This window comes from Modestobacter caceresii (assembly GCF_000761485.1).
GTDB classification, from domain to species: Bacteria; Actinomycetota; Actinomycetes; order Mycobacteriales; family Geodermatophilaceae; genus Modestobacter; species Modestobacter caceresii.
In genome coordinates, this window is sequence record NZ_JPMX01000075.1 from 199,252 (window position 1) to 221,074 (window position 21,823).

Genomic DNA, 21,823 nt, shown 5'->3' on the forward strand with positions numbered 1-21,823 from the left:
TCGCCGCTGGGCCGGCCTCGAGGAACGCGGCTACCGGCGGCCGGGAGCCGCAGGCGGCCCCGGAACCCGGCTCAGTAGCGCGTGGTGCCGCCCGGGCGACCTCCGCCGCCGCGCTTGTTCCGGAAGTCCGCGATCGCCTTCTTGATCTTGGCCTGGTTGTGCGGCTTGCGGGCCTCCTGGATGACCTTCGACGCGACGCCGGAGATCAGGAGCTTGCGGATCATGCCTGCCATGGTGGTCTCCCTCTGGTGAAGCGGCCGGTGCTGGCCGCGATCCTCGGACCTGTGCCCCAGGACGACGAGATCCACTCCCGGCGGGTTCCCCGAGGCTCAGTGCGCGCCGGCGATGCGGGCGAGGGCCTGCTCCAGCACCGCGCGGGCCACCTGCCGGCGCGCCGCCTCGTCCAGCGCGGACGCGGGCACGTGCACGTGGTGCGTCGCCGCTGAGGTGCGTTCGAGCCGGAAGTCCGGGTGGTCGTCGGTGACGGTGACCGCGGCGTCCGGGTCGAGTCCGACGGAGAGCGTCTGCGGCCGGGCGTAGGCAGCGACCCGCTCCTCCCCCGCCGGCCGCACGGCCACGTAGTGCGGCATCACCGTGAGCGTCACCGGCACCTGTGCGCCGACCTCGTCCACGAGCCGCTGGATCGCCGGTGCCACGTTGGGCGCACCCAGCTCACCGAACGTACGAGCCGGACCCGCGTCGTCCACCGGCCGGTCGGCCCGGTCGCGTTCCTTGCGCACCGGGCGGACACCGAGGCCGTCGGTCAGGTCCCGGCTCTCCCCGGCGCGGCGGTAGAGCTCGGCCGGCTTGCCCATGGCGCCCGGCCGCTCCTTGCGGGCGAACTCCCCGGTGGGCTGGATGAGCCCCTTGCCGACCATGTAGCGCCGGAACGTGTCGATGGACGGCCGGCTCTCCCCCGGCCCGGGCTGCGGTGCCACCGCATCGTGCAGCGCCTGCAGGCCCTTGAGGGTGAACGACTCGCCGAGCAGGCCGGCCGGGTCGGGGTGCAGCGCGTAGTCCTGGCGCACCCGGTCGACGGCCAGGCGCACGATCACGTCGTGGTCGAACGGCTGCCCGACTGCGTCTTCCACGGGCACCACCCGGACGTCGTCCCGGCTCGCCACCACCGGGTCGACGTCCTCGGCGAGCACCAGGACGACGTGCGCGACGCAGAGGACCCAGCCCCGGTCATCGCGCTCGGGATCCTCGAAGACGTGCAGCTGCTGCGGGCGCGTCCCGCGGAGGCCCACTTGCTCCGACAGCGAGCGGAGGACGGCGTCGGCCAGCGTCTCCCCCTCGTGCAGGAAGGTCCCGGGGAGCGCCCACTCCCCGCCGTCGGGGCGTTGGTGCTGGACGACCCCGAGAGCTCCGTTCCGTACGTCCACCGTCAGGACGGCGGTGTCCACCGCGACGGACGGGCGTTGGTGACCCGCCGATGAACGGTTCTGCTCACCCTGGTCACTCACCCGTTGACCGTAGGGCGTGTGTGCGGCTGACTCGTACGCGGTTGCACGCCGTGCCACCGGGAGGGAGGCCAGATGCCCAGACCCATGCCGCGCGACCAACGCGTCGCCGGCGCGCTGATCGGTTCCGCCGTCGGCGATGCTCTCGGCGCGCCGTTCGACTTCGGCCCGGCCGGCCAGTTCTCCGCCCGCTTCCCCACCGAAGCCCGTGGGGTGGCCACCGAGATGTGCGGCGGCGGATCGGTGGACCGGGAGCCGGGCGAGTTCACCGACGACACCCAGATGGCGCTGCTGGTGGCGGCGTCCCTGGTCGAGCGGGACGGTCTGGACGAGGCCGACCTCTTCGACCGGTTCCGCACCTGGCTGCGCGCCGGCGCGCCGGACGCCGGGAACCAGACCCGCGCCGTCCTCGGTTCCGGTCGGCCGTGGGACGTCGCCGCGGCCGAGCACTTCGCCCGGTCTGGGCACGCGGCCGGCAACGGCTCGCTGATGCGGACGACGCCGGCCGCGATCTGGTTCGCCCGGTCCGGCACCGAGGCCACCATGGACGCCGCCCGGCGGATCTCCGCCCTCACCCACGGCGACCCGTCGGCCGGTGAGGGCTGCGCGGTCTTCCACGAGCTGGTGCGGGTGGCGCTGGACGGCGGCGACCCACTGGCCGCGATACCCGCAACGCTGGAGCTCGTGACGCCGGAGCACCGCGGCCGTTGGGCGACCGTGCTGGCACAGGACTGGACGCCGGACCAGGCGACCGAGAGCAACGGCGCGGTGTGGCCGACGCTCGGCTCGGCGGTGTGGGCGCTGCGTGGCGCGAGCGACTTCGCCACGTTGCTGCGCCGGGTGATCGACCTCGGTGGTGACACCGACACGGTGGCCGCCGTCGCCGGCGGGCTGGCCGGTGCGATGCTCGGCATCGCCGGCATCCCGATGCGGTGGACCTCCGTCGTCCACGGCCGGGTGCCGGGCTACGCCGACAAGCGCTGGGACCTGGCCGACCTGCACGCCCTCGCCATGACCCTGGACGGCAGCCCGACCAACCGACACGTAGCGGCCCGCAGCGCTCGGATCGAGCCGCGCGAGGTGCTGCCCGGTGTATGGGCCGCCGACCTGGACGGTGCGCGGATCAGCGCTCGGGACTTCGCCGTCGTCTCGTTGTGCCGCACCGGCGAGCCCTTCGGGCACGACGTGCAGCGGTACGCGTACCTGACCGACGACGACGCGAACAGCGAGCTGGACGCCGTGCTGGCCGACGTCCTCGACGACATCGCGGCGCTACGCGCCGAGGGCCGGCCGGTGCTGGTGCACTGCCACGGCGGGGCGTCCCGCACCGGGCTGGTGCTGCGGGCGTGGCTGCGCCGGACGGCGGGCCTGTCGGCCGCGGAGGCGACGGCCAGGGTGCTGGACGCGTGGCCGTACCTGGGTCTGTGGAACGACAGCTTCACCGCCGCGCTGGACCGCCTGCCCCGGTCGACCGGCGCAGCGAGTGGCTGAGTCAGCCGACCGGCCTGGCTACGAGCGGCGAAGGTCGAGGTGGGCGACTTCGACACCTGGGTGAAAGTGGTCGGAGTGACCACGTGCCGGAGACGGTCGTCGTCCCGCGGTGAGCTGACCGGTCAGTCGGTCTGCGGATCCGGCCCCTTCGCGCAGGGCAGACAGAGCCAGTCGGGATCATCCGACCCGAGCATGCAGCCGCCGAGGATGAGCTTGCCCTCGGCGGCGAGGTCCATCGCGGTGATGTCTGGAAGGCCGTAGATCACGGGAAGTGCCCCGAGCTGCCCGCACCGGGGACACCGACGCCGGCGCGTGCGTCGCGCTGAGTCGCTGCGGCCGGCGGCGTCGCCCGTGACCTGCCCCTCGGGTGACCCGCTCGTCATGCCCGGCATCCGCGGCGGGTCAGCGCGACCTGACCCGAAGTCGCTCGGCGATCTCCTCGACCTCGGCCGAGCCGGCCGCCACGTCCATGACCAGCTGGAAGGCGGCGTCGTCGCTCAGCTCCGGTTCGTGGGCGTTGAGGTCGAGGAAGACGACTGTGGCCAACCAGCCCAGTCGCTTGTTCCCGTCGACGAGCGCATGGTTGCCCACCAGTGAGTGGAGGAGCGCGGCGGCCTGCAGCGACAACGTTGGGTAGGCCGGCTCTCCGAAAGCCGTCGCCCGGGGCCGCGCAGCCGCGGAGTCCAGCAGGCCCACATCCCGCACCGGGCCGGTGTCCAGCGCCCGGACGAGAGCCAGGAGGTCGTCTAGCTCGAGGTGCTCGACCTGGCTCACACCGTGCCCAGCCGGTCGAGCACGTCGCCCCACTTCTCGATCAGGCGGCCCGAGCTCGCCTGAACGCGAGCGGCGTGGCCGCTTCGCTCATACCGCTCCAGGACGGCGCGCCGGACGATCTCCTGGCGCGAGGTGCCCTCCGCCTCCGCGAGCGCGGTGAGTGCGCGCTCGAGTTCGTCGTCGGTCCGCAGGGTCATGGCCATCGTTCGATGGTACCGAAGTGATACCACCAAGGGCGTGCGAGACGCCGCCTGGCCGATCGGCGAGGCGTCGAGGTCCACGTGGACGTCGACCCCGGGGCCACCACGGTGGAGCAGTCGTCGAGCATCGATTCGAGGGCCGGGTCGTCCTCGATGCCGTGCGCCGCGCTCGAGGCGTTCGACGTCATGTCGGCGGCGTCCGGGCTGGCGTCGTCGCCACCTCCGCTGCATCGAGGCTCCTGGGCGCGGTCATCGGGGAGGTCCCGAGGTCAGCCGCCGCGTGACGGCTTCCCCGCCGACGCGGCGGATCAGCTCGAGATCGCCGCAGACGACGAGCAGGTCACGCGCCCGGGAGAGCCCGACGTACAGCATCTCCCGCGCCCGCTCCTCGCTCCGGAAACCGTTCACCGCGAGCACGACCGCTGGCCGCTCCAGCCCCTTGAAGCCGAGCACGTGCCCGTAGAAGAGGTCATCGTCGTCCCAGTAGGTCGCCCAATAGGCGTCCTGCCCGGCGGCCTGCCGCTCGACCTGGACCGGGTGCCGGCTGTACGTGGTCAGCACCGCCAGCGACTCCGGCGGCCAGCCCTCGTCGAGCAGCGCGTCGGCTGCGTCGTCAGCGACGCTGACTGCGTCCTCCGCCGCGCACGGGAGGAACCGCACCGGGACGCCGCTGCCGCCACGGATCCGCATCTGCGCCGGCGCGAGGCTGCTGAACGTGCCGGCGATCTGCTTGGTGTTGCGCAGGTTCTCCGGCAGCTCGATCGGCACCAGCGGCACCGTAGGCCGGCCCTGCCGGGCGAACACCCGCTGCCCCTCGTCGGAGAACACGTACAGGCAGCCGTCGTCCGGACGCCGCAGCGCCGCGAGGACGGCGGGCCACCACGACTCGGCGAAGTCCTGCGCCTCGTCGATCACGATGGCGTCGAACCGCTCCTCCGCCGGCAGCCCCTCCGCCAGCGACGCCATCGTCTCGGGCAGCTGCTGCTCCCAGTACGAACTGTCGTCGTCGGAGCCGGGAGCCACGCCCCAGCTGATCCCGAGGTTGTGGAAGGTGCCCACGTACACCGGTCGCTGCCGCGTCGGGAGGGTCAGCACGCGCCGCCGCAGGTACTCGGCGAGGCCGCGGGAGTAGCACATCAACGCGACCCGCTGGCCGTCCGCGGTGAGTCGCCGGGCCTTCTCGATCGCCAGCCAGGTCTTGCCGGAGCCGGCACCGCCGCGGATCTCCACCCTGGGGTTGCCGCTCAGGTAGTCGAGCACTTTCGCCTGTGCGTGTGTGAGCAGGTCGCAGGCTGCCTCCCGCTCGGCCAGGTCGGCGACCAGGTCGGCCTGCGGGATCGCCGTCCCGGCCAGGCAGTCGACCAGCAGCTCGACGTCGTCCGGGGTCGGCGCGTCGTGCTCCTCCTCGGTGCGGCGCAGCGCCGACTCGATCCGGCCGGCCGCGTGGCTGGTCTCCGTGCTGTCGATGACCAGCCAGCGGGGCGCGTCCGGAGCCGCGAAGTCGGTGGGCAGCACGGTCGTCGGCAGCGCGACGAAGTGGTTTGACCGCGGGTTGCCCCGGGACCACCGTGGGTGCCGGTACAGGAAGTCGCGCAACGACCGGTCGGTGAAGCGCAGGTTGCAGAACAGGACGGCGTCGTCGGGCAACTGGTCGCGCAGCGTCTGGACGAACGACTGCTCGGCGGGTGACTCGAAGGCCGGCTCCACCGGGTACACGCGCGCGGTCACGCGGGCCTGCTGCTCACCGGGCGCCCGCCAGGGACAGCGACTCCCAGAAGACCGCCTCCCCGATGACCCGCACCCCGAGGCTGCGAGCCTTCCGGGCCTTGCCCGACTGGGAGTCTGGATCGGCGCAAACGAGCAGGCTCGTCTTGCCCGACACCGAGAACATCGGCTCCAGGCCGGCGCCCCGAGCAGCCTGCTCGAGGTCGGCGCGGCTGCGGGACATCTCGCCGGTGAACACGATCTTGTCGCCCGCGGAGAACAGCCCGGGCCGGCGAGGCAGCGAGACCTTCGCGCCGGAGCGGACCATGGTCAGCGCGACGTCGACGTCCCGGCTCTCCATCCCCAGCAGCTCGGCCACACGTCGCAGGTCGGCCAGCTCGGCGTCGGTGACCACGTCGTCAGCGAGCGCCGTGGTGGCCAGCGCATCGAGGTAGAGGCGGTGCGCGGCCCGCACGTGGTCTGGTCCGCAGCCGAGCTCGGCGGCGAGGGAGAACAACTGATCGGCCTCGGTGATGCTGACCAGCCGGTCCTCGAGCGCCTCGTCCAGCACGGTCAGGTAGGGCGCCATGCTCGGCGGTGCGCCGTCCAGCGCGGGCAGGGCCGCGACGAGCCCGCCGAGGTAGCCATCACGCCGGCGGGACAGCGCGGTGGCCGCGTCCCGGGGCACCGAAGGACAGGGGGCGCAGGGCGAGCACGGGCCGGGTTCGACCGCCCGGGCGACGAGGTCGGCCCAGACGGCGTCGAGCGGTTCGAAGCCCTCGTAGCCGCCATCGGCGGCGAACCGGACGGCCAGGCCGGCGCCGACCAGCGGTTCGGTGCCGAGGTCGGAGGCAAGCATCCGGAGGAGCAGCTCGGCGGTCGCACGGGCGTCGTTCAGCGCGGCGTGTGCCTCCAACGGGATGGACATGTAGTCGCAGAGCGCCTGCAGGGAGCGAGTGCCCGCGCCGAAGAACAGCGGGGCCAGGCGCATGGTGCACAGCGACGGCGACAGCCCGATCGGCACGCCGGCGCGGCCGAACTCCCGGCCCAGGAACCGCAGGTCGAACAGGGCGTTGTGCGCCACGACGAGCCGGCCGGCCAGCAGGTGGCTGAGGTAGCCGGCGATGTCGGAGAAGGCCGGTGCGTCGGCGACGTCGCGGGCGGAGATGCCGTGCACCGAGGTGGGTCCGACGTCGCGCCCGGGGTTGACCAGGGTGCAGAACTCGCCCTCGACCTCACCGCGGTCGTCGAGCAGGACGACGCCCACCTCGACCACCCGGTCGACGCCGGGGCGCAGGCCGGTGGTCTCCAGGTCCAGGACGGCGACGCTCACGCTGCCTCCTCCTGCGTCGTCCCCGGCGCAGCCGGCCAGCCGGGCGGGTGCTCGCGGGCGGCCTCCCCGCCGGAGGACAGCAGGAACGGCCGGGTGAGCCGCTGGCTCTCCACCTCGTCCCACGCGGTGAGCAGGTCGGAGACCCAGCGGGCCAGGGTGAGGGCCCGCGAGGCGAGCGGATCGCCGGCGGCCTCGGCGGTGGCCGTGTCGGGAACGGAAGGCCACCGCGGACGGACGAGGCTCCGGCGGGCCGACGGAAGCGACGCCAGGTGCCCGGCGAAGGCCCGGTCCAGGTCGGCGATCTCCTGGCGGACAGCCGTCGCGAGAGCCGCAGGACCGGCTCCGGAGCCGAACCGCCCGGAGGCTGACTCGGTGGTCACCAGGAGGCGTCCGCGCACCAGCCCGTCGATCCGTTCGTCGTCCGCCGGGAGGACCCAGGCGCCCGCCATCGTCGACTCGAGGCCGTCACCGACGCTCACCTGCCAGATGGCCACCTGCTCGTCGGTCGGCTGATCGACCACGATGATCCCGCTCATGCGTCCCCCGCTCTGGGTGCAACGAGGCGGACCATGACATGGCGAACCGACGGGATCCGGCGTCTGCGGAACGAATTCGTCCCATGAGCCACACGCGGCTCAGGCGCCGCTCGCGGGCCAGGTGTTCGGACCTGCAGGGTTGACCGGGTCGACCTCCATCGCCCCGGGACTCCGGTCCCCTCAGCCTGCGAGTTCGTCGCACCGGGTCGCGATCAGGTCCCGGAGCCGGTCGGTCGTCGCATCGCCGAAGCCGATCTCGTCCAGTCGGTCGAGGTGTGCCCGGCCGACGTCGACGAGCCGGTCGAGCGCGCGAGCGAGGGCCCGCTCGGCCAGGCCGAGTCGCTGCGCCGCGTCGAGCCACCACCGGCGGCTCAGCCGGTTCGCCCGGCCGTACATCGGCAGCGCCATCGGGTCGCGCCAGGACGAGTACGGCTGCGTGGACAGCAGGTCGTAGGCGGGGGTCACCTCCCACAGACCGGACGGCGCCTGCCGGATGGACAGGTTCTTGCCGTGCAGGTCGCCGTTGCCGATGAGGTAGCTGAAGGCCGCTGTCTCCAGGATGCGACGCAGCGCCAGCGGTCTCGAGCCACCGGCCACCTCGACGGCGCGGGCCAGACCGGTCGCCGCCTCCTGGAAGGTGAGCCGGTACTTCGCTGCCGGGTAGCGGCCGAGCACCTGGCAGGCGTCCTCCTGCGCCAGTCGGCGCGGCGGCGCGCCGGCTGCCTTGATCCGGTCGAAGCGCTCCACCAACAGGCCCAGCCGACCGGCTCGGTCGGACATCAGCCGGTGGTTCGGCACCGGCAGGCCGCATGCGCGGGCCATGCCGAGGAAGAAGTGCTCGTTCTCGACCAGGTGGGGGTAGCCGTTCGGGTCGAGCTTCAGGATGGCGGGGCCGGAGGTGGTGCCGACCGGGGTGGAGAGCATCGCCGCAGAGACCTTGACCTGCACCCCCGGCAGCGCGACCCGCTCGAGCTGGTCGGGATCGGTGGACGTGGCACGCGCGAAGACGTCGGCGAAGTCGCTCGTCCCCGCCTTGTCCGGATCGAATAGCAGGGCCGGGTCGGTGGGTGGCGCGCCGTTCGGGAGCACCTGCACGTCGCCGATGGCATCGGAACCCACGACCAGCAGCAGGGTGAGGTGGTCGTCGATCGACGTCCGGGCCCCAGCCATGACCGCTTGCAGGCGAGCACCCTCCGGGAGCAGGCCGGCGAAGAACGGCGGGACTGCCCCTGCGGTGGCGCGCACCGGCTCGGCGTTCCTGGGGAGCGAGACGGCTATCGCCGGCAGGGCGGCATCGGCCAGGTAGTCGTCTGTGTAGCGGAACTCGACGTCATCGCCGTCCCGGCGCAGTCGGCCGGCCAGGAGGCCGGCTTTGTAGACGTCAGCCTCCGCGACACCGACCAGGTCGGCGACGGACGGCGTGGTCACCGGGAGCCGGTCCCGGGTCGGAGCAGCACGGCGTCCGGGACCGCGTCGAGCGCGGGCCGTGGGCCGACGGCCAGCACCAGCCCGAGGGCGTCGAGAACGGCCAGGGCGACCGCGAGGGTCAACGTGTGGGCCCCTGTCTCCAGCGTCCGGACGGAGGAGACGCCGACTCCGGCCAGGTCGGCGAGCTCGGCCTGGGTGAGGTTCAGCGTGAGCCGCCGGTCGGCGACCACCTGACCGACCCCGGTCAGATCGTCCTTGCGGCGACGCCGCGGGCCCGCAGGTGATGACACGTGATCCTCCCTGTCGTTGCTGTAGCGAAGATAAGGCCCTCGATGGGCTGCTCACCTCATTGATGGGTCTTTATCGTTGCGATCGTAACGACAAAGCGCATCGATCTACCCAGTTCTCTCTCCAACGAGCTAGTCGTTGCTGTAGCAACGACAGTCGCCGCCGCATCCCGCTGACACCGCCTCCCTTCGGACGGGCTTCGTCCGCTGGCGCCCCACCTGCCACACCCGTCACGGCCTGACCCGGACTCGTCGCCGCAGGCCGGTAGACAAGGCGCATGACTGACCCCGTGGACGTCCGGCCGGCGGCGATCGACATGGCGGCGAGGGTCAGCGTCGAGGTCACGGCTGTGCCCGTGCTCAGCTACGCGCTCGCGCACAACGGCATCGTCGTGGTCTCCCAGCTGGTGCTGACCGGGCATGGCGAGCCGGTACGGCACGCCAGCGTGCACGTGGGCGTCCGGGACGCCGCGGGCCCGATCGGCGAGGCCGTCGAGCTGTTCGCCGACATCGACCCCGGGCACACCACGGTGCTCACCGACGTCGGCCTGCGGCTGGACCCGGCGGCGATGCTGCAGGTCGAGGAACGCCGTCCCGGCTGGCTGTCGGTCCTGGTCGAGAAGGACAGCGAGGTGCTCGGCCGGGCGCGCGTGCCGGTGCAGGTGTTGGCCGCGGCGCAGTGGCTGGCCACTCCGCTGGAGCTGGCGATGGAGATGCTCGCCGCCCACGTCCTGCCCAACCACCCGTCGATCACCGCGCTGGTCGCCGAGGCCGCCGAGGTGCTGCGCACGCAGACCGGGAGTCCGTCGATCCAGGGCTACCAGTCCGGCGCCGAGCGGGTGGACGCGGTCGCGTCCGCGATCTGCGCCGCCGTCCAGGCCCGCGACGTCCGCTACAGCGAACCACCGGCCAGCTGGGCCGACGCCGGGCAGAAGGTGCGCACGCCCGGCGAGGTGCTCGACGAGCGGGTCGGCACCTGCCTGGACCTGGTCGTCGTCCTGGCTGCCGCGCTGGAGCAGGCCGGCATCCGGCCGCTGCTGTGGCTGGTCGAGGGACATGCCTTCCTCGGTTACTGGCGCGAGGAGCTGTCGGCGCAGAGCTCCGCGACCACCGACGTCGCCAGCCTGGTGAACCTGGTCGACCTGGGGCTGATCCGGCTGGTCGAGACGACCATGCTCACCACCCGCGCTCAGTCCGCCCACTCGGAGCCCGTCGGCTTCGACGAGCTGCACCGCCCGTCGTACGCGGCCTGGCTCACCGGCGACCTCGACCGGGTCATCGGGGTGGTCGACGTCTACCGCGCTCGGCGCGACGGCGTCCTCCCGCTGCCGGCCCGCACCCGCGACGCCGACGGCACCGTGCAGGTGGTCGAGTACCGGCCGGCCGTGCACAGCACCCCGGCCCGCCCGGCTGATGCCGGGACGGCGGCGGAGCACGAGGCCCGGGAGCTCGCTCCGCCGCGGATCGCGCAGTGGAAGAACGCACTGCTGGACCTGAGCCTGCGCAACCGCCTGATCAACTACACGCCGCGCGCCGGGATTGCGCTGACCGTGCCCGATGCGCAGCTCGGCGCGTTGGAGGACCTGGTCAACGGCGGGACGCCGCTGACCCTGCTGCCCAGCGACCAGCTGGCCGCGGTCCAGCGCGAGCGGGGGCTGCGGTCGGCCCGGGAGCTGCCGCAGGAGCAGCTGACCGAGCTGCTGCTGGACCGGCGGGGCCTGTACGTCGACGTCCCGGAGAGCTCGTATCTGACCCGGATGCGGGCGATGGCCTACAAGGCGAAGACGGTGCTGGAGGAGACCGGCGCCAACAACCTGTACCTGGCGCTGGGCAGCCTCGCCTGGGAGCTCGACGGCCGGCCGCTGCGCTCACCGCTGATCCTGGTGCCCGTCGTGCTGAAGGCGCACTCGCGGTCCGGCGCGTACCGGCTGACCGTGGACGAGTCCGGTACCAGCACGCCCAACTACTGCCTGCTGGAGAAGCTGCGCCAGCTGCACGGCCTGAGCGTGCCCGGCCTGGCCGAACCGACCGAGGACGGCGCCGGCATCGACCTGGACGCCGCGCTCCAGGCGATGCGGATCGCGCTGGTCGAGCAGGGGCTGCCGTACCGGGTCGAGCCGACCGCCGACCTGGCGATCCTGGCGTTCGCGAAGTTCCGGCTGTGGAAGGACCTGGACGAGCACTGGGCGACGCTGAGCGAGAACCCGCTGGTCGCCCACCTGGTGCACTCCCCCACCGATCCGTTCGACGATCCGGTCGCCGCGGACGGCTCGGTCGACCTCGACGAGCTCGCGGCCGGCGTGCCGGTGCCGGCGGACGCCTCGCAGCTGACCGCGGTCGCCGAGGCCGCCGCCGGCCGGACGTTCGTGCTGGAGGGCCCGCCGGGGACTGGCAAGTCGCAGACCATCACCAACCTGCTCGCCCGGGCGGTCGCCGACGGCAAGCGGGTGCTGTTCGTCGCCGAGAAGCGCGCCGCGCTGGACGTCGTGGCCCGGCGGCTGGACGCCGTCGGGATGGGCCCGTTCGCGCTCGACCTGCACGACAAGGGCAGCCGGCCAGCTGTGGTGCGGGCCCAGATCCGCGCGGCGCTGGAGCACGCCGTGCAGGTCGACGAGCAGGGGCTGGCCGCCGACGGGGAGGACCTCCGCTCCGCCCGGCGCTCGCTGGCCCGGTACGCCACCCGGCTGCACGAGCAGAACGCCGCCGGCCTGTCGCTGTACAGCGCGCACACCGGAGTGCTCAGCGTGGGCGACTCCGTGCCGCCGCTGCCCGTCTCCCCGGCTGCGGTCGGTGGGTTGACGGCCGACGACGTGACGGCGGTACGGCGCGCCCTGGCCGGACTCCCGGACGTCGCCGACCTGGCCCGGCCGCGGCCGGGCCACCCGTGGGGCTTCGTGGACGTCGCCGACATCGACGTGCCGGCCGCCGCGACCGCCGCTGCTGCGGTCGATGCCGCCGCCGCCGAGTTGCTCGGATCGGCGCGGCTGGCGCCGGTGCTGGCCGCGGTGCGCACGCCCGGCGACCTGATCGGACTGGCCCGGGTGCTGGACGGCCCGCCGGTCGACCTGGCGGTGCTGGACGAGACCCGCTCGGCACGCTGGCGCAACGACACGGCCGCGCTGTCGGCCGACGTCGCCACGTTCTGCGTGGCACCGGGCGTGGACGGAGCCACGCCGGCCGCGCTGGACCTGCCGCTGGCGGAGATCTCTGCCGCCGGGGAGGCCGCCACGCAGTCGGGCTTCTTCGGCCGCAAGAAGCGGCTGATCGCCGTCCGCGACTCGCTGGCTCCGGTGCTGACCGGCGAGGTCGCGCCGAAGGCGGTGCCGGCGCTGGCGTCGGCGCTGCTCGCCGCGCAGACGGCGGCGCGGGCGCTGGCCGCCCGGGCCGCCGCGATCCCCGGGCTGCAGGTGCCCAGCGACTGGAACCCGCTGACCGATCCCGGCCTGGTCGACCGGGAGGTCGACTGGCTCCGGCTGGCCGGGGCGGTGGTCGAGGGCGGCGACGGCTTCCCCGGGGCACTGCGCGCGCTGCTGGCCCAGGGGCCGGCGACCAACCCGTCGGCCGCCGCGGCGGTCGGCCGCGCGCAGGAGGCGGTGCAGCAGCTGCTGACCGCCTGCCGGTCGACGCCCGAGCAGCTCGCGGCGTGGGCGGGCACCGACGGGCTGTTCGCCCGGTGGCAGGCGACCCGCGCCGAGCGGGCGGTCACGAGTCCCGGGGTGCCGTCGCTGCGCCGGTGGCTGGACCTGGTCGCCGCCGTCGAGCCGCTACGCGCGGCCGGGCTGGGTGAGGGCCGTTCGGCGCTGCTGTCCGGCGCGGTGCCGGCCGACGACGCCGTCCGCTCCTTCGAGCTCGGGCTGGCCGGCGCCGCGATGACCGAACGGGAGGAGGCCACCGGGCTGGCCGCCTTCGACGCGCCGGTGCACGAGCGGGCGATCTCCCGGTTCACCGCGGCGTCCCGGGCGGTGCGCCGGCACCTGACCGCCGCCCTGCCCGCATCGGTCGTCTCGGCGCGGTCCTTCGACGTCACCGCCCGCGGTGGTCGGGTCGGGGCGCTGCAGCGGGAGCTGAACCGGCAGCGCGGCGGGCTGGGCGTGCGCGGGCTGATCGCCGAGTACGGCGAGCTGGTCACCGCCGTCATGCCGTGCGTGCTGGTCAGCCCCGACTCGGTGGCCCGCTTCTTCCCGGCCCGGGCCGGGCTGTTCGACCTGGTGGTGTTCGACGAGGCGTCGCAGATCCGGGTCGCCGACGCGGTCGGCGCGCTGGGCCGGGCGCACGCTGCGGTCGTCGTCGGGGACAGCAAGCAGATGCCTCCGACGTCCTTCGCCGAGCCGACGACCGACGACGACGCGCTGCCCGAGGACCTGGCCACCGCGGTGGAGGACGAGGAATCGATTCTCTCGGAGTGCGTGCAGGCGCGGGTGCCGCGGCAGTGGCTGTCCTGGCACTACCGCAGCCAGGACGAGTCGCTGATCGCCTTCAGCAACGGCCAGTACTACGAGAACCGGCTGTCCTCGTTCCCGGCGCCGGTGCACGGGCCGGCCTCCTCGGCCCCGGACGGCCGCGGGGTCTCGCTGGTGCGGGTGGACGGCACGTTCCACCGGTCCGGGGCGGGCAAGCTGCTGCGCACCAACCCGGTCGAGGCGGAGGCGATCGTGGCGGAGATCCGCCGCCGCTTCGCCCTCTCCCCCGACGAGCCGCCTTCGATCGGCGTGGTGACGTTCAACGCCCAGCAGCGGGCGCTGATCGATGCGCTGCTGCGGGACGCCGGTGACGAGCGGCTCGTCGAGGCGCTGGACCGCACCGACGGCGAGGGGCTGTTCGTCAAGAACCTGGAGAACGTGCAGGGCGACGAGCGGGACGTCGTGCTGTTCTCCACCGCGTTCAGCGCCAACGACCGGGGACAGCTGCCGCTGAACTTCGGGCCGCTGAACAAGGCGGGTGGTGAGCGGCGGCTGAACGTGGCGATCACCCGCGCCCGGCGGCAGGTGGTGGTGTTCTCCTCCTTCGACCCGGCCGACCTGCGGGCCGAGCAGACCTCGTCGGTGGGGATCAAGCACCTGCGCGCGTACCTGGACCTGGCGGCGCACGGCACCGACGCGCTGCCGCGGGACGCCCGGTTCGCCTCGCTCCCCGACCGGCACCGGGACGACGTCGCCGCCGCGCTGCGTGCTCGTGGGTTGATCGTGCGGACCGATGTCGGGCTGTCGGAGTTCAAGGTGGACCTGGCCGTGTCGCTGGCCTCGGCCCCGGACGTGCCGGTGCTGGCCGTGCTGCTCGACGGGCCGGCGTGGGCCAGGCGGAGGACGGTCGGTGACCGCGACGGGCTGCCGGTGGAGGTGCTCGGCGGGATGCTGCGCTGGCCGGCGGTGGAACGGGTGTGGCTGCCGGCCTGGCTGGCCGACCAGGAGGCAGTGGTGGAGCGGCTGGTCGCCGCCGCACAGACCCCGGTCGCTCCCCCGCCCGCGGCGGAGCCGCTCCCCATCCAGCCGGTGGCGCCGGAGCCGGCGCCCACGTCGGCGGCTGCGCCGGAGCCGGTGGCGGTCAAGTCGTCGGCGACGGTGCTGGACTGCGAGGAGCCGTTCGTGCCGTGGACGCCGGAGCCGGCAGGTGAGCGCAGCCTGCTCGACCAACTGGGCAACCGGCGGGTGGCCGAGCGGGTGGGGCGGGTGCTGCAGGCCGGCGCCGAGGCCGAGGGGCCGATCCACCTCGACCGGCTGGCCCGGCTCACGGCCGGCGCGTTCGGCCTGGGCCGGGTGGCGCAGGCGCGCAAGGACGCGCTGGCGGCACTGGTGTTCGCGTCGGTTCGGGTCGGTGACTTCGTGTGGCCCGCTGGGCTCGACCGGTCATCATGGACCGGCTTCCGCCGTGACCCGGCGGCGACCCGGCCGATGGAGCAGGTGGCGCCGGAAGAGATCGGAAACGCGATGGTCGCGCTGTGCCGGGCCAGTGCGGGGATGACGAAGGACGAGCTGTTCGCGCAGACGCTGGAGGTCTTCGGCTACCGCCGCCGCACCGCAGCCCAGATCGCCGTCCTGGAGTCGGCCCTGGTCGCTGCCACGTCCGCCGGCCGACTGACAGCCACGGCATCCGGCCTGCTCACCGCCTGATCGCGCGCCGGTCCCGCCCACCCCGAGGGAGCGGGACCGCGCCGCCACTACTTCTGCTTGGCCTTCTTGCCCTTGGCCTTCGTCGCCTTGGACTTCGCCTTCTTCGCCTTCGCCTTGGCCTTCGCCTCGGTGGCCTTGGCCTTGGCCTTGGCCTTGGCCTTGGCCTTGAGCTTCGCGGCGAGCTTGTCGGACTTCTTGCTGGACTTCGCGACGGTCTTGGCCATGGGGACGTCCTCGTCTCTCGGCGGCTGAGGGAAGTCGAGGGCCTAGCGACGGCGACAGATGGTCCGGATCCGGTGGCCCACAGGCTCGTGCTCGGCGAGCAGCCAACCGAGCCGACGTACTTTCACCACCGCCCGGCAGGACCAGCCGTTCCACATCGACCACGTGTTCGCGCCCTCCGCCTGGGCGGACGGGGCGGCGGTCGAGTCGGGCGACTTCGACACGTGGGTCGCCATCCGCGTCGCAGCGACCACGTCCCGGTGACGGTCACCATCCAGCCGTGATGAGACGACGGTGGGCGGCCGCCCCATAACGACCGGACGCGGGTTTCGAGACAGGGATCCGACAGAGCGATTTGACGGGAGCGCTTAAGCGATGCAGACGCCGCGGTCCCGGATCCGTTCGCCCACGTGCCCAGGCATCTGGACTTCGATGAGCAGTTCGGCGATGTGAAAGAAGCCGCCGCACCGCAGCTCGCGGGCCGCAACGATCTCCTCGCCCCAGCGTGCGTCGATCCCGCACACGTCAGCAACGACGTGGGCGGGAGCGCTGTTGACGTCGACAAGACCACCGTCGTCGTAGTCCCGCGGCAGGTCTGGACGACCGATGCGGAGCTCACGTGCCAGCGGCTGGTCGCTCTCGACGATCGCCCGGGCCCTGTCACGTCGGGCGCGTCCGTCGAGTGCGCGCTGCACGGCTGGGTCCTCGTGGTACGCCACCGGCTGTCCGAGGCCGAAGACTTCACGGCGGGGCCGAACGAGCAAGAAACACGCCGAGATCATGAGCGCAACAGCGGCCAGCCCGCCGACATTGCTCGCAGGCTGTCCGTCCGCAGCGCGCTCGGACGAGCTGGGCAGCACGTAGACCAGGAGAATAGCGACAGCTGTGTACGTGCTGGCCATGATCAGCAGGTAGCGCGTGCGGAGCCGCGTCCATGCGTGCCACATGGGTATCGGCGCGAGGATGCCTGCCGAAGCCAGGACGACGACGTAGTACCAACCGCCCGCCTTGAACCGTTCCCAGAGGGAGCGCCTCCCCGCTGGGACTGGCTGCTGTGCAGACTTCTCGTGCAGAGTCATCTCATTCCCCCGTGACGCGACGAAGCGGCATCATGACACGGCGTGGTAGCGGATTGAGCCAAGCCCGTCGTCCCCATGGACCGCGGCGGCGACCACCTCAGAGACAAGGCGCAGGGAGCCTGACCCGGTGACGAACCAGCCACCCGAGCGCGGGCTGAGCATCGGGAACTCGGCGGAGCCCACGACAATGGGCCGCCAGCCACCGCGCAGCGCGGCAAGGCTCCTGGGAGGAGCGGCAGCGCGCCTACGTCGTCGGTATTCGCGAGCCAGAAAGAAGTCAGACGAGGCGCTGTTTGTCACCGCCGCCGACAAGATCCACAACGCCTCTTGCGTCGCCGCCGACCTGCGCTCCTACGGACCAGCATTCTGGTCGACCTTCAACGCCTCAGAACGCAAACTGCTTTGGTCCTACGCCGCTGTGGCCGCGGCCGTCCGCGACCGATTGGGCCTCAGCAGCGTTACGGAACACTTGCGCCGCGTGGTCGACGACTTGTTCGCCGCCGCAGCGGAAGCCGATCGCCTCGGCTTCCCTACCAGCCCGTCCGCCTGCGGCCGCACGGAGCAGTAGGAGCGACCCGCCGAAGTGATTGGGGACGGCTTGGTGGACCGGCAGGGCGATTCCGCTGATCCGACATCGCGCTCAAGCGCTGTCCAGGGGACGCTCCTCATCCACTTGGGGACTCACCTCGAGCACGAATTCGTGGACGCGACGAGCAGCCGCTTCCGCACTTTTCTCCCCCGGTAGGCGTGGCGAACGGACGGGCTCGAACTTGGACAGGTCTCCGTCATCGAACTCGCGTCCGGTTGGAACGAAGGGCTCGGTCACGCATTCCTCGATGACGCCCACTCGGAGTACGCGTACTGCGCCAAGCCCGTCACTACTGTTGTGAAGGCATCCCGGTCGACGATCCTCCCGGCCCCGAACATCGATGTCAGCGTCGCCTCGAAGGCCGGAATCCTCGACGAACCACCGGTTCGAGTCACGTAACTGACGTGCTGAGGCTCCACGCCTGCCCTCGCCAGCGTGCCCACGATGCACCCTTCCACCGCACGCAGTTCGGACTGGATGGCCTGCTCGAACTCCGACCGCTGCACGGTGACATCGATGTTCAGATGCGGCAGTCGGCGCAGGGTGATGCGGGCCTCCCGCTGACTCGAGAGGCGAATTTTGGCGTCCTCGACGGCCTTGTGGCATGCCCACGCCTGGCCCCCGTAAAGGAGCTCCCGTAGCGCCTCGGCAACCCCCTTGGCGCCATGCGCCGAGAGATCCCGAAGAAGTGGTCCCACCCGCTGGTCGTGCAACAGCTCCTGACAGCCGGAGAGCGAGCTGAGGCCGGCCCGAAGCCAACCCGGTACACGCAGACTCTTGTCAACGTTGACCGCCTGACCGTCAAGCCCGAGCGCCGAGCGGACCTTGAGGTCGAACAGTCGGCTGTCGAACGACTCGCCACCGACGGCCTGCCCCCCGAGCGCCAAGACCGTGCCGCGGTTCTCCTTCTTGGCTAGAACTGCGACGTCGAAGGTTCCACCTCCGAAATCCGTGCACACGATCAAGCCGTCGCTGACTTCTTCAACGGTGACGGCAGCCTGAGGCTCCGCAACGAGGTCGACGTCGGTGAAGCCTGCCAGCACAGCGGCGTCGTACAGCCGCTGCTCGGCGAGCGCCTGGAGCCGGGCAGGCTGCTTCTCGACACCGGGAAAGCGAACAGGACGGCCGATGGCCACGCGCCGGACGTTCTCCCCAGTCGCACGATCGGCAGTCTTCTTCAAGCGCCTGAGGACAACGGCCACCAGTTCCGTCAACTCGAAGTCACGCGTCCAGCTGTTGGTTCTGTCGATGTGCTCCGACGACAGGTCCCGCTTGACCTGAGCGAGCAACCGGCTGTCCCGGCAACTGCCACCCCTGTGGTGCTGCCGGCAGTCCGTGACTGCGCCGTCGCGCGTCCGGTCCACGAAAGAACACCGCCCACACGCGGTCTGGGCAGTTGCCGTCGTGAGGTATGCGCGGACGGAGTCGTCGCCCGTCAGGCGCTGCCCGTCACGGTGCAGGTAGACCAGTGAGCGCAGTGTCGGTGCACCCGCTCGCTCCGCTGCAATAACGTCGGTGGAGCCGTCAGCAAAGGCAACAGCGATCGAGCTGTTGCTGGTTCCGAAGTCGATCCCGTAAGCGACGGCTTGCTTCACGAGCCCACCACGACAGAGGCCCAAGCAACGGTCGAGTCCATCTGCAGCTCCCGGGCACGGATCGCCTCGCACTCGATGTGAAAGCGATCCTCCAGTTCCGCGAGACGCTCAAGATTCTTCGCTAGCTTGCCCTTCCGCGCGGGGAGCACCCGACGGTCACTGGCACTGATGTCCGGACCGCTTCTGGCCTCCAGCCACTCGCGGTCCTGCGTGACCTGGAGCTCCAACCGGTCGCGTCGGTAAGCGAAGAGGCTCTCCTCGCGATCGAGCAACTGCTGTCGTACTTCTTCGAACTCAGTGAGCCGCTCCTGGCGTTGCACGCCGAACTCTGTGTCCCAGAGACGCTGGCTTGCCGCCACAGCTGACGGCGTCCAGCTCGGCACCTCACCGTCCTCGGCCACGTCAGCCGGCCGCTTGGTCATCAGCTCGCTGAGCACCTCGAGGTCCTCGCCGACTAGGTGGCGCACGAGCGCCCCACGGTCGGTGAGGCCGCGAACACGAACCTCGTAGACCACTTCCACCCAGGTCCCGGACGGCACGGACATCGATCGCCGGCACCCCACGGTCGCGTTCTCGAGTGAGGCACCGAAGGCAACGAGCTTGTCGACCAATGCGTGACCGAATGCGAAGAAGTCAAGATCGTCCCGACGCAGCGCTTCCGCTGTGTCGAAGACGCCCCGAAAGCTGGTTTGCTGCAGGCCGAGCTTGTTCATGGCCCGCGGCGAGAGGACGACGGAGTCGCCACCATCGTCATGCTCACTGACGAAGCCGCCGTGCTGATCAAGGACGTCGCGACAGAAGGCCACTACGTCGGCCTGCGTGGCCATCGCCGAGTGCTTCTGCAGCTCGTTCAGCTGATCGCGTCGAAAGCTAGCTCGGTCGAGGACAAAGTCGGCCAATCGCTTCTCGACGGCTTGCGCCTGCCGAACCTGCTTCTCGAGCTCCTCCGAGTAGGCGGAGAAGTCCCGGGCGACATCGGCCTCGTCGGACAGCGCCAGCCGTGCGATGTCCTTTTCGATGTTGCCCAGGATGGGATCCAAGGCACCGATCGATTCCTCAAACAGGCGGATGCGGTCATGCAGCACGTCCAACACGCGCTCTTCCAACGTCCCGCTCGCGACGAGATTGTAGATATTCACCTGTCGCTTCTGGCCGATTCTGTCGAGCCGACCAATGCGCTGCTCGACCTTCATCGGATTCCAGGGAAGATCGTAGTTGATCAAGTGACTCGCGAACTGGAGATTCCGCCCCTCACCGCCGGCCTCGGTGCTGACAAGCACCGACGCGGTCTCACGAAAACGCCGAACGGCGCGCTCCTTGTCCTCCGCGTCGAGGCCGCCGTTGAACAACACGACGTCAAACCCGTTGATGCGCAGCGCTTGCGCGAGGGCGAGCTGGGTCTCCACAAATTGCGTGAAGATCACGATTTTCGCAACGGGGTCTTCCAGCACTCGCTGGCAGACCTTCACGGCCTTGGACATCTTGCTGTCCCGCACGTCGTCCAACCGCGCCGCCAGCTCGGTCAACTGCCTGATTTCCACATCGATGTATGACGCGTCCACGAGGACCCCTGCGGCTGCGTCGCTCACGAGACCGAGTTCCTCGGGGTCATCCGCCAGCTCATCAATCAGCTTTGCTGCCGCCCTCGCTGCTGCGATGACCCTCTGGCGATCCCCCTGCAGGGCCGCGATACGACGCCTGAAGCTCTTCCGGAGCGCGTGAGAGCTACTGGTCAGCATCTTCTGGTAGGTGACCATGAGGAAGCCGACCGCGCTGTTCTTGCTCGACCGCGCGCGGTTGTAGCCCTCACGGATGTACTCGATGACGTCGGCGTAGAGCTCCTGCTCCAGGGCCGTGAGTTCGACCAGCTCCGTTCTGGCTCTCCGCCTACCCGCCAGTCCTAGCTCCGCCTTGCGGTTACGGACCATGACGTCGGCCAGTGGGTGCAGACCGACGACGCGCCCGATCACCCGCGTCAGGACGTCGTCGTCATCCAGATCGGCCGGAGACGTGCAACCAGCGCGCTGGAGTCGGCGCTTCTCGCGCCTAAAGAGGGCTTCACGCTCTGTGAGATCGAGGGTGTCCCAGGCTTCGAGCTGTTTCATCAGGTCGTTCAGCATAGGGATCTCGAGACGCTGCTTCTCGAAAGCCTTTTCGTTGCGAAAGATACCCGGTTCGACTAGCTGGATCAAGGAATACAGTTCGTACTGATCCAGCTGCACTGGGGTTGCGGTGAGCAGGAGCAGCCCGTTGACCTGCTCCTTCAGTTCATCAGCAAGCTTGTAGGCGACCGTCTCTTTCTGCCTCGTCCGGCGCACGCGGTGAGCTTCGTCGAAGATGACGAGATCCCACTCCGCATCCAAGACTTGAGCCATTCGTTTCTCATTCGCCGCGAACGGCAGCGAACAGATGACGTTGTCACGCAGCGCAAAGGGATTCACTCCCCCGCGGCCCAGGTACTTCGCCGCAGCGCCATCTATGATTTCGAAAGGCTCATTGAATTTCGAGGTGAGTTCCGCCTGCCATTGTCGGGTCAAACTGGCAGGGCTGACGATCAAAACCCGCGAGACCTGCTCGCGGGCTCGCAGCTCTTTAAGAATGAGTCCCGCCTCGATCGTCTTCCCGAGGCCGACCTCATCGGCAAGGATCATCCTCGGACGGAGCTTGTTGGCGACGCGATGAGCCACGAAGACCTGGTGCATTTGCGGTTCGATGCGGGCGTTGGTCAGGCTGGCAAGCGGATCATGCCGGTAGGCGTGCTGAAGATAGTGGGCTTGGATCCGCAGTACGTGACTCTCGGCGTCGCCCAGCTGGCCGTCACTTAAGAGTTCGGCGGGATTGCGCGGCGCGGGTTCCAGCTCGGAGCCGTCGAGCATGACAACGGCGCCCCCGAAGGCCACCTGCCAGTGCTCGGACGCTGCGCCGATGATGACCCCGACATCACCCGATCCTCGGCGCCGAACCGCAATGCCAATCGATAGCACGAGACTCCAAACGTTACCGGGTATCGAGCGT

17 protein-coding genes are annotated in these 21,823 nt (G+C 71.0%); 3 read left to right on the plus strand and 14 right to left on the minus strand.

Annotation, left to right across the window (positions count from 1 at the left end; all coding sequences use genetic code 11):
* Positions 1-71: 71 nt before the first annotated feature.
* Both IN07_RS25865 and IN07_RS25355 read right to left on the minus strand, forming a co-directional pair.
* Entirely contained in the window at positions 72-224 is a 153-nt protein-coding gene (locus IN07_RS25865; protein WP_197058509.1) for a hypothetical protein, read from the minus strand.
* Between the two features lie 105 nt (positions 225-329).
* Complete coding sequence (locus tag IN07_RS25355; RefSeq protein ID WP_197058503.1) at positions 330-1,385, minus strand: NUDIX hydrolase; 1,056 nt, start codon at positions 1,383-1,385, stop codon at positions 330-332.
* A 153-nt stretch (positions 1,386-1,538) separates the two neighbouring features.
* Here IN07_RS25355 and IN07_RS15950 point away from each other — a divergent pair, with 153 nt between their 5' ends.
* Positions 1,539-2,954: an ADP-ribosylglycohydrolase family protein gene (locus tag IN07_RS15950; RefSeq protein ID WP_036337175.1), complete on the plus strand. Its 1,416-nt coding sequence runs from the start codon at positions 1,539-1,541 to the stop codon at positions 2,952-2,954.
* A 122-nt stretch (positions 2,955-3,076) separates the two neighbouring features.
* Here the strand turns inward: IN07_RS15950 and IN07_RS25360 are convergent, their stop codons facing one another.
* The 8 genes from IN07_RS25360 to IN07_RS15985 all read right to left on the minus strand — a co-directional run bounded on the left by IN07_RS25360 (position 3,077) and on the right by IN07_RS15985 (position 9,219).
* Positions 3,077-3,220 carry a hypothetical protein gene (locus IN07_RS25360; protein ID WP_156119226.1) on the minus strand — a complete coding sequence of 48 codons (144 nt, stop codon included), beginning with the start codon at positions 3,218-3,220 and terminating at the stop codon, positions 3,077-3,079.
* A 136-nt stretch (positions 3,221-3,356) separates the two neighbouring features.
* Entirely contained in the window at positions 3,357-3,728 is a 372-nt protein-coding gene (locus IN07_RS15955; RefSeq protein WP_036337176.1) for a type II toxin-antitoxin system death-on-curing family toxin, read from the minus strand.
* Positions 3,725-3,931 (minus strand): ribbon-helix-helix domain-containing protein, encoded by a 207-nt coding sequence (locus IN07_RS15960; protein WP_036337326.1) that lies wholly within the window; start codon positions 3,929-3,931, stop codon positions 3,725-3,727. Before IN07_RS15960 ends, IN07_RS15955 begins: the two co-directional genes overlap by 4 nt.
* Positions 3,932-4,177: 246 nt before the next feature.
* Entirely contained in the window at positions 4,178-5,656 is a 1,479-nt protein-coding gene (locus tag IN07_RS15965; protein WP_036337178.1) for an ATP-binding domain-containing protein, read from the minus strand.
* 13 nt (positions 5,657-5,669) lie between these two features.
* Entirely contained in the window at positions 5,670-6,965 is a 1,296-nt protein-coding gene (locus IN07_RS15970; protein ID WP_036337180.1) for an exonuclease domain-containing protein, read from the minus strand.
* Positions 6,962-7,501: a hypothetical protein gene (locus IN07_RS15975; RefSeq protein WP_036337183.1), complete on the minus strand. Its 540-nt coding sequence runs from the start codon at positions 7,499-7,501 to the stop codon at positions 6,962-6,964. Before IN07_RS15975 ends, IN07_RS15970 begins: the two co-directional genes overlap by 4 nt.
* A gap of 180 nt (positions 7,502-7,681) precedes the next feature.
* Entirely contained in the window at positions 7,682-8,929 is a 1,248-nt protein-coding gene (locus tag IN07_RS15980; RefSeq protein ID WP_036337188.1) for a type II toxin-antitoxin system HipA family toxin, read from the minus strand.
* Entirely contained in the window at positions 8,926-9,219 is a 294-nt protein-coding gene (locus IN07_RS15985; RefSeq protein WP_052091347.1) for a helix-turn-helix domain-containing protein, read from the minus strand. Before IN07_RS15985 ends, IN07_RS15980 begins: the two co-directional genes overlap by 4 nt.
* Positions 9,220-9,494: 275 nt before the next feature.
* Between IN07_RS15985 and IN07_RS15990 the strand changes: the two genes are divergently transcribed.
* Entirely contained in the window at positions 9,495-15,323 is a 5,829-nt protein-coding gene (locus IN07_RS15990; RefSeq protein ID WP_052091348.1) for a DUF4011 domain-containing protein, read from the plus strand.
* A gap of 47 nt (positions 15,324-15,370) precedes the next feature.
* Here IN07_RS15990 and IN07_RS25365 read toward each other — a convergent pair whose 3' ends face one another.
* Together IN07_RS25365 and IN07_RS16000 are read right to left on the minus strand one after the other, a co-directional pair.
* Entirely contained in the window at positions 15,371-15,547 is a 177-nt protein-coding gene (locus IN07_RS25365; RefSeq protein WP_156119227.1) for a hypothetical protein, read from the minus strand.
* Between the two features lie 366 nt (positions 15,548-15,913).
* A complete protein-coding gene (locus tag IN07_RS16000) occupies positions 15,914-16,624 on the minus strand; it encodes a hypothetical protein (protein ID WP_036337190.1) in 711 nt (236 codons plus the stop codon).
* Between the two features lie 127 nt (positions 16,625-16,751).
* Between IN07_RS16000 and IN07_RS25370 the strand changes: the two genes are divergently transcribed.
* Positions 16,752-17,192, plus strand: coding sequence for a hypothetical protein (locus IN07_RS25370; RefSeq protein ID WP_156119228.1), 441 nt, complete (start codon positions 16,752-16,754; stop codon positions 17,190-17,192).
* Positions 17,193-17,446: 254 nt separating this feature from the next.
* On the opposite strand, the gene IN07_RS16005 is transcribed toward IN07_RS25370, so the two are convergent.
* Positions 17,447-18,808, minus strand: a complete 1,362-nt coding sequence (locus tag IN07_RS16005) for an Hsp70 family protein (protein WP_036337191.1) — start codon at positions 18,806-18,808, stop codon at positions 17,447-17,449.
* The gene (locus IN07_RS16010; RefSeq protein ID WP_156119229.1) at positions 18,805-21,792 is read right to left on the minus strand and encodes a DEAD/DEAH box helicase; all 2,988 of its coding nucleotides are present in this window, start codon (positions 21,790-21,792) and stop codon (positions 18,805-18,807) included. Before IN07_RS16010 ends, IN07_RS16005 begins: the two co-directional genes overlap by 4 nt.
* Positions 21,793-21,823: the final 31 nt, after the last annotated feature.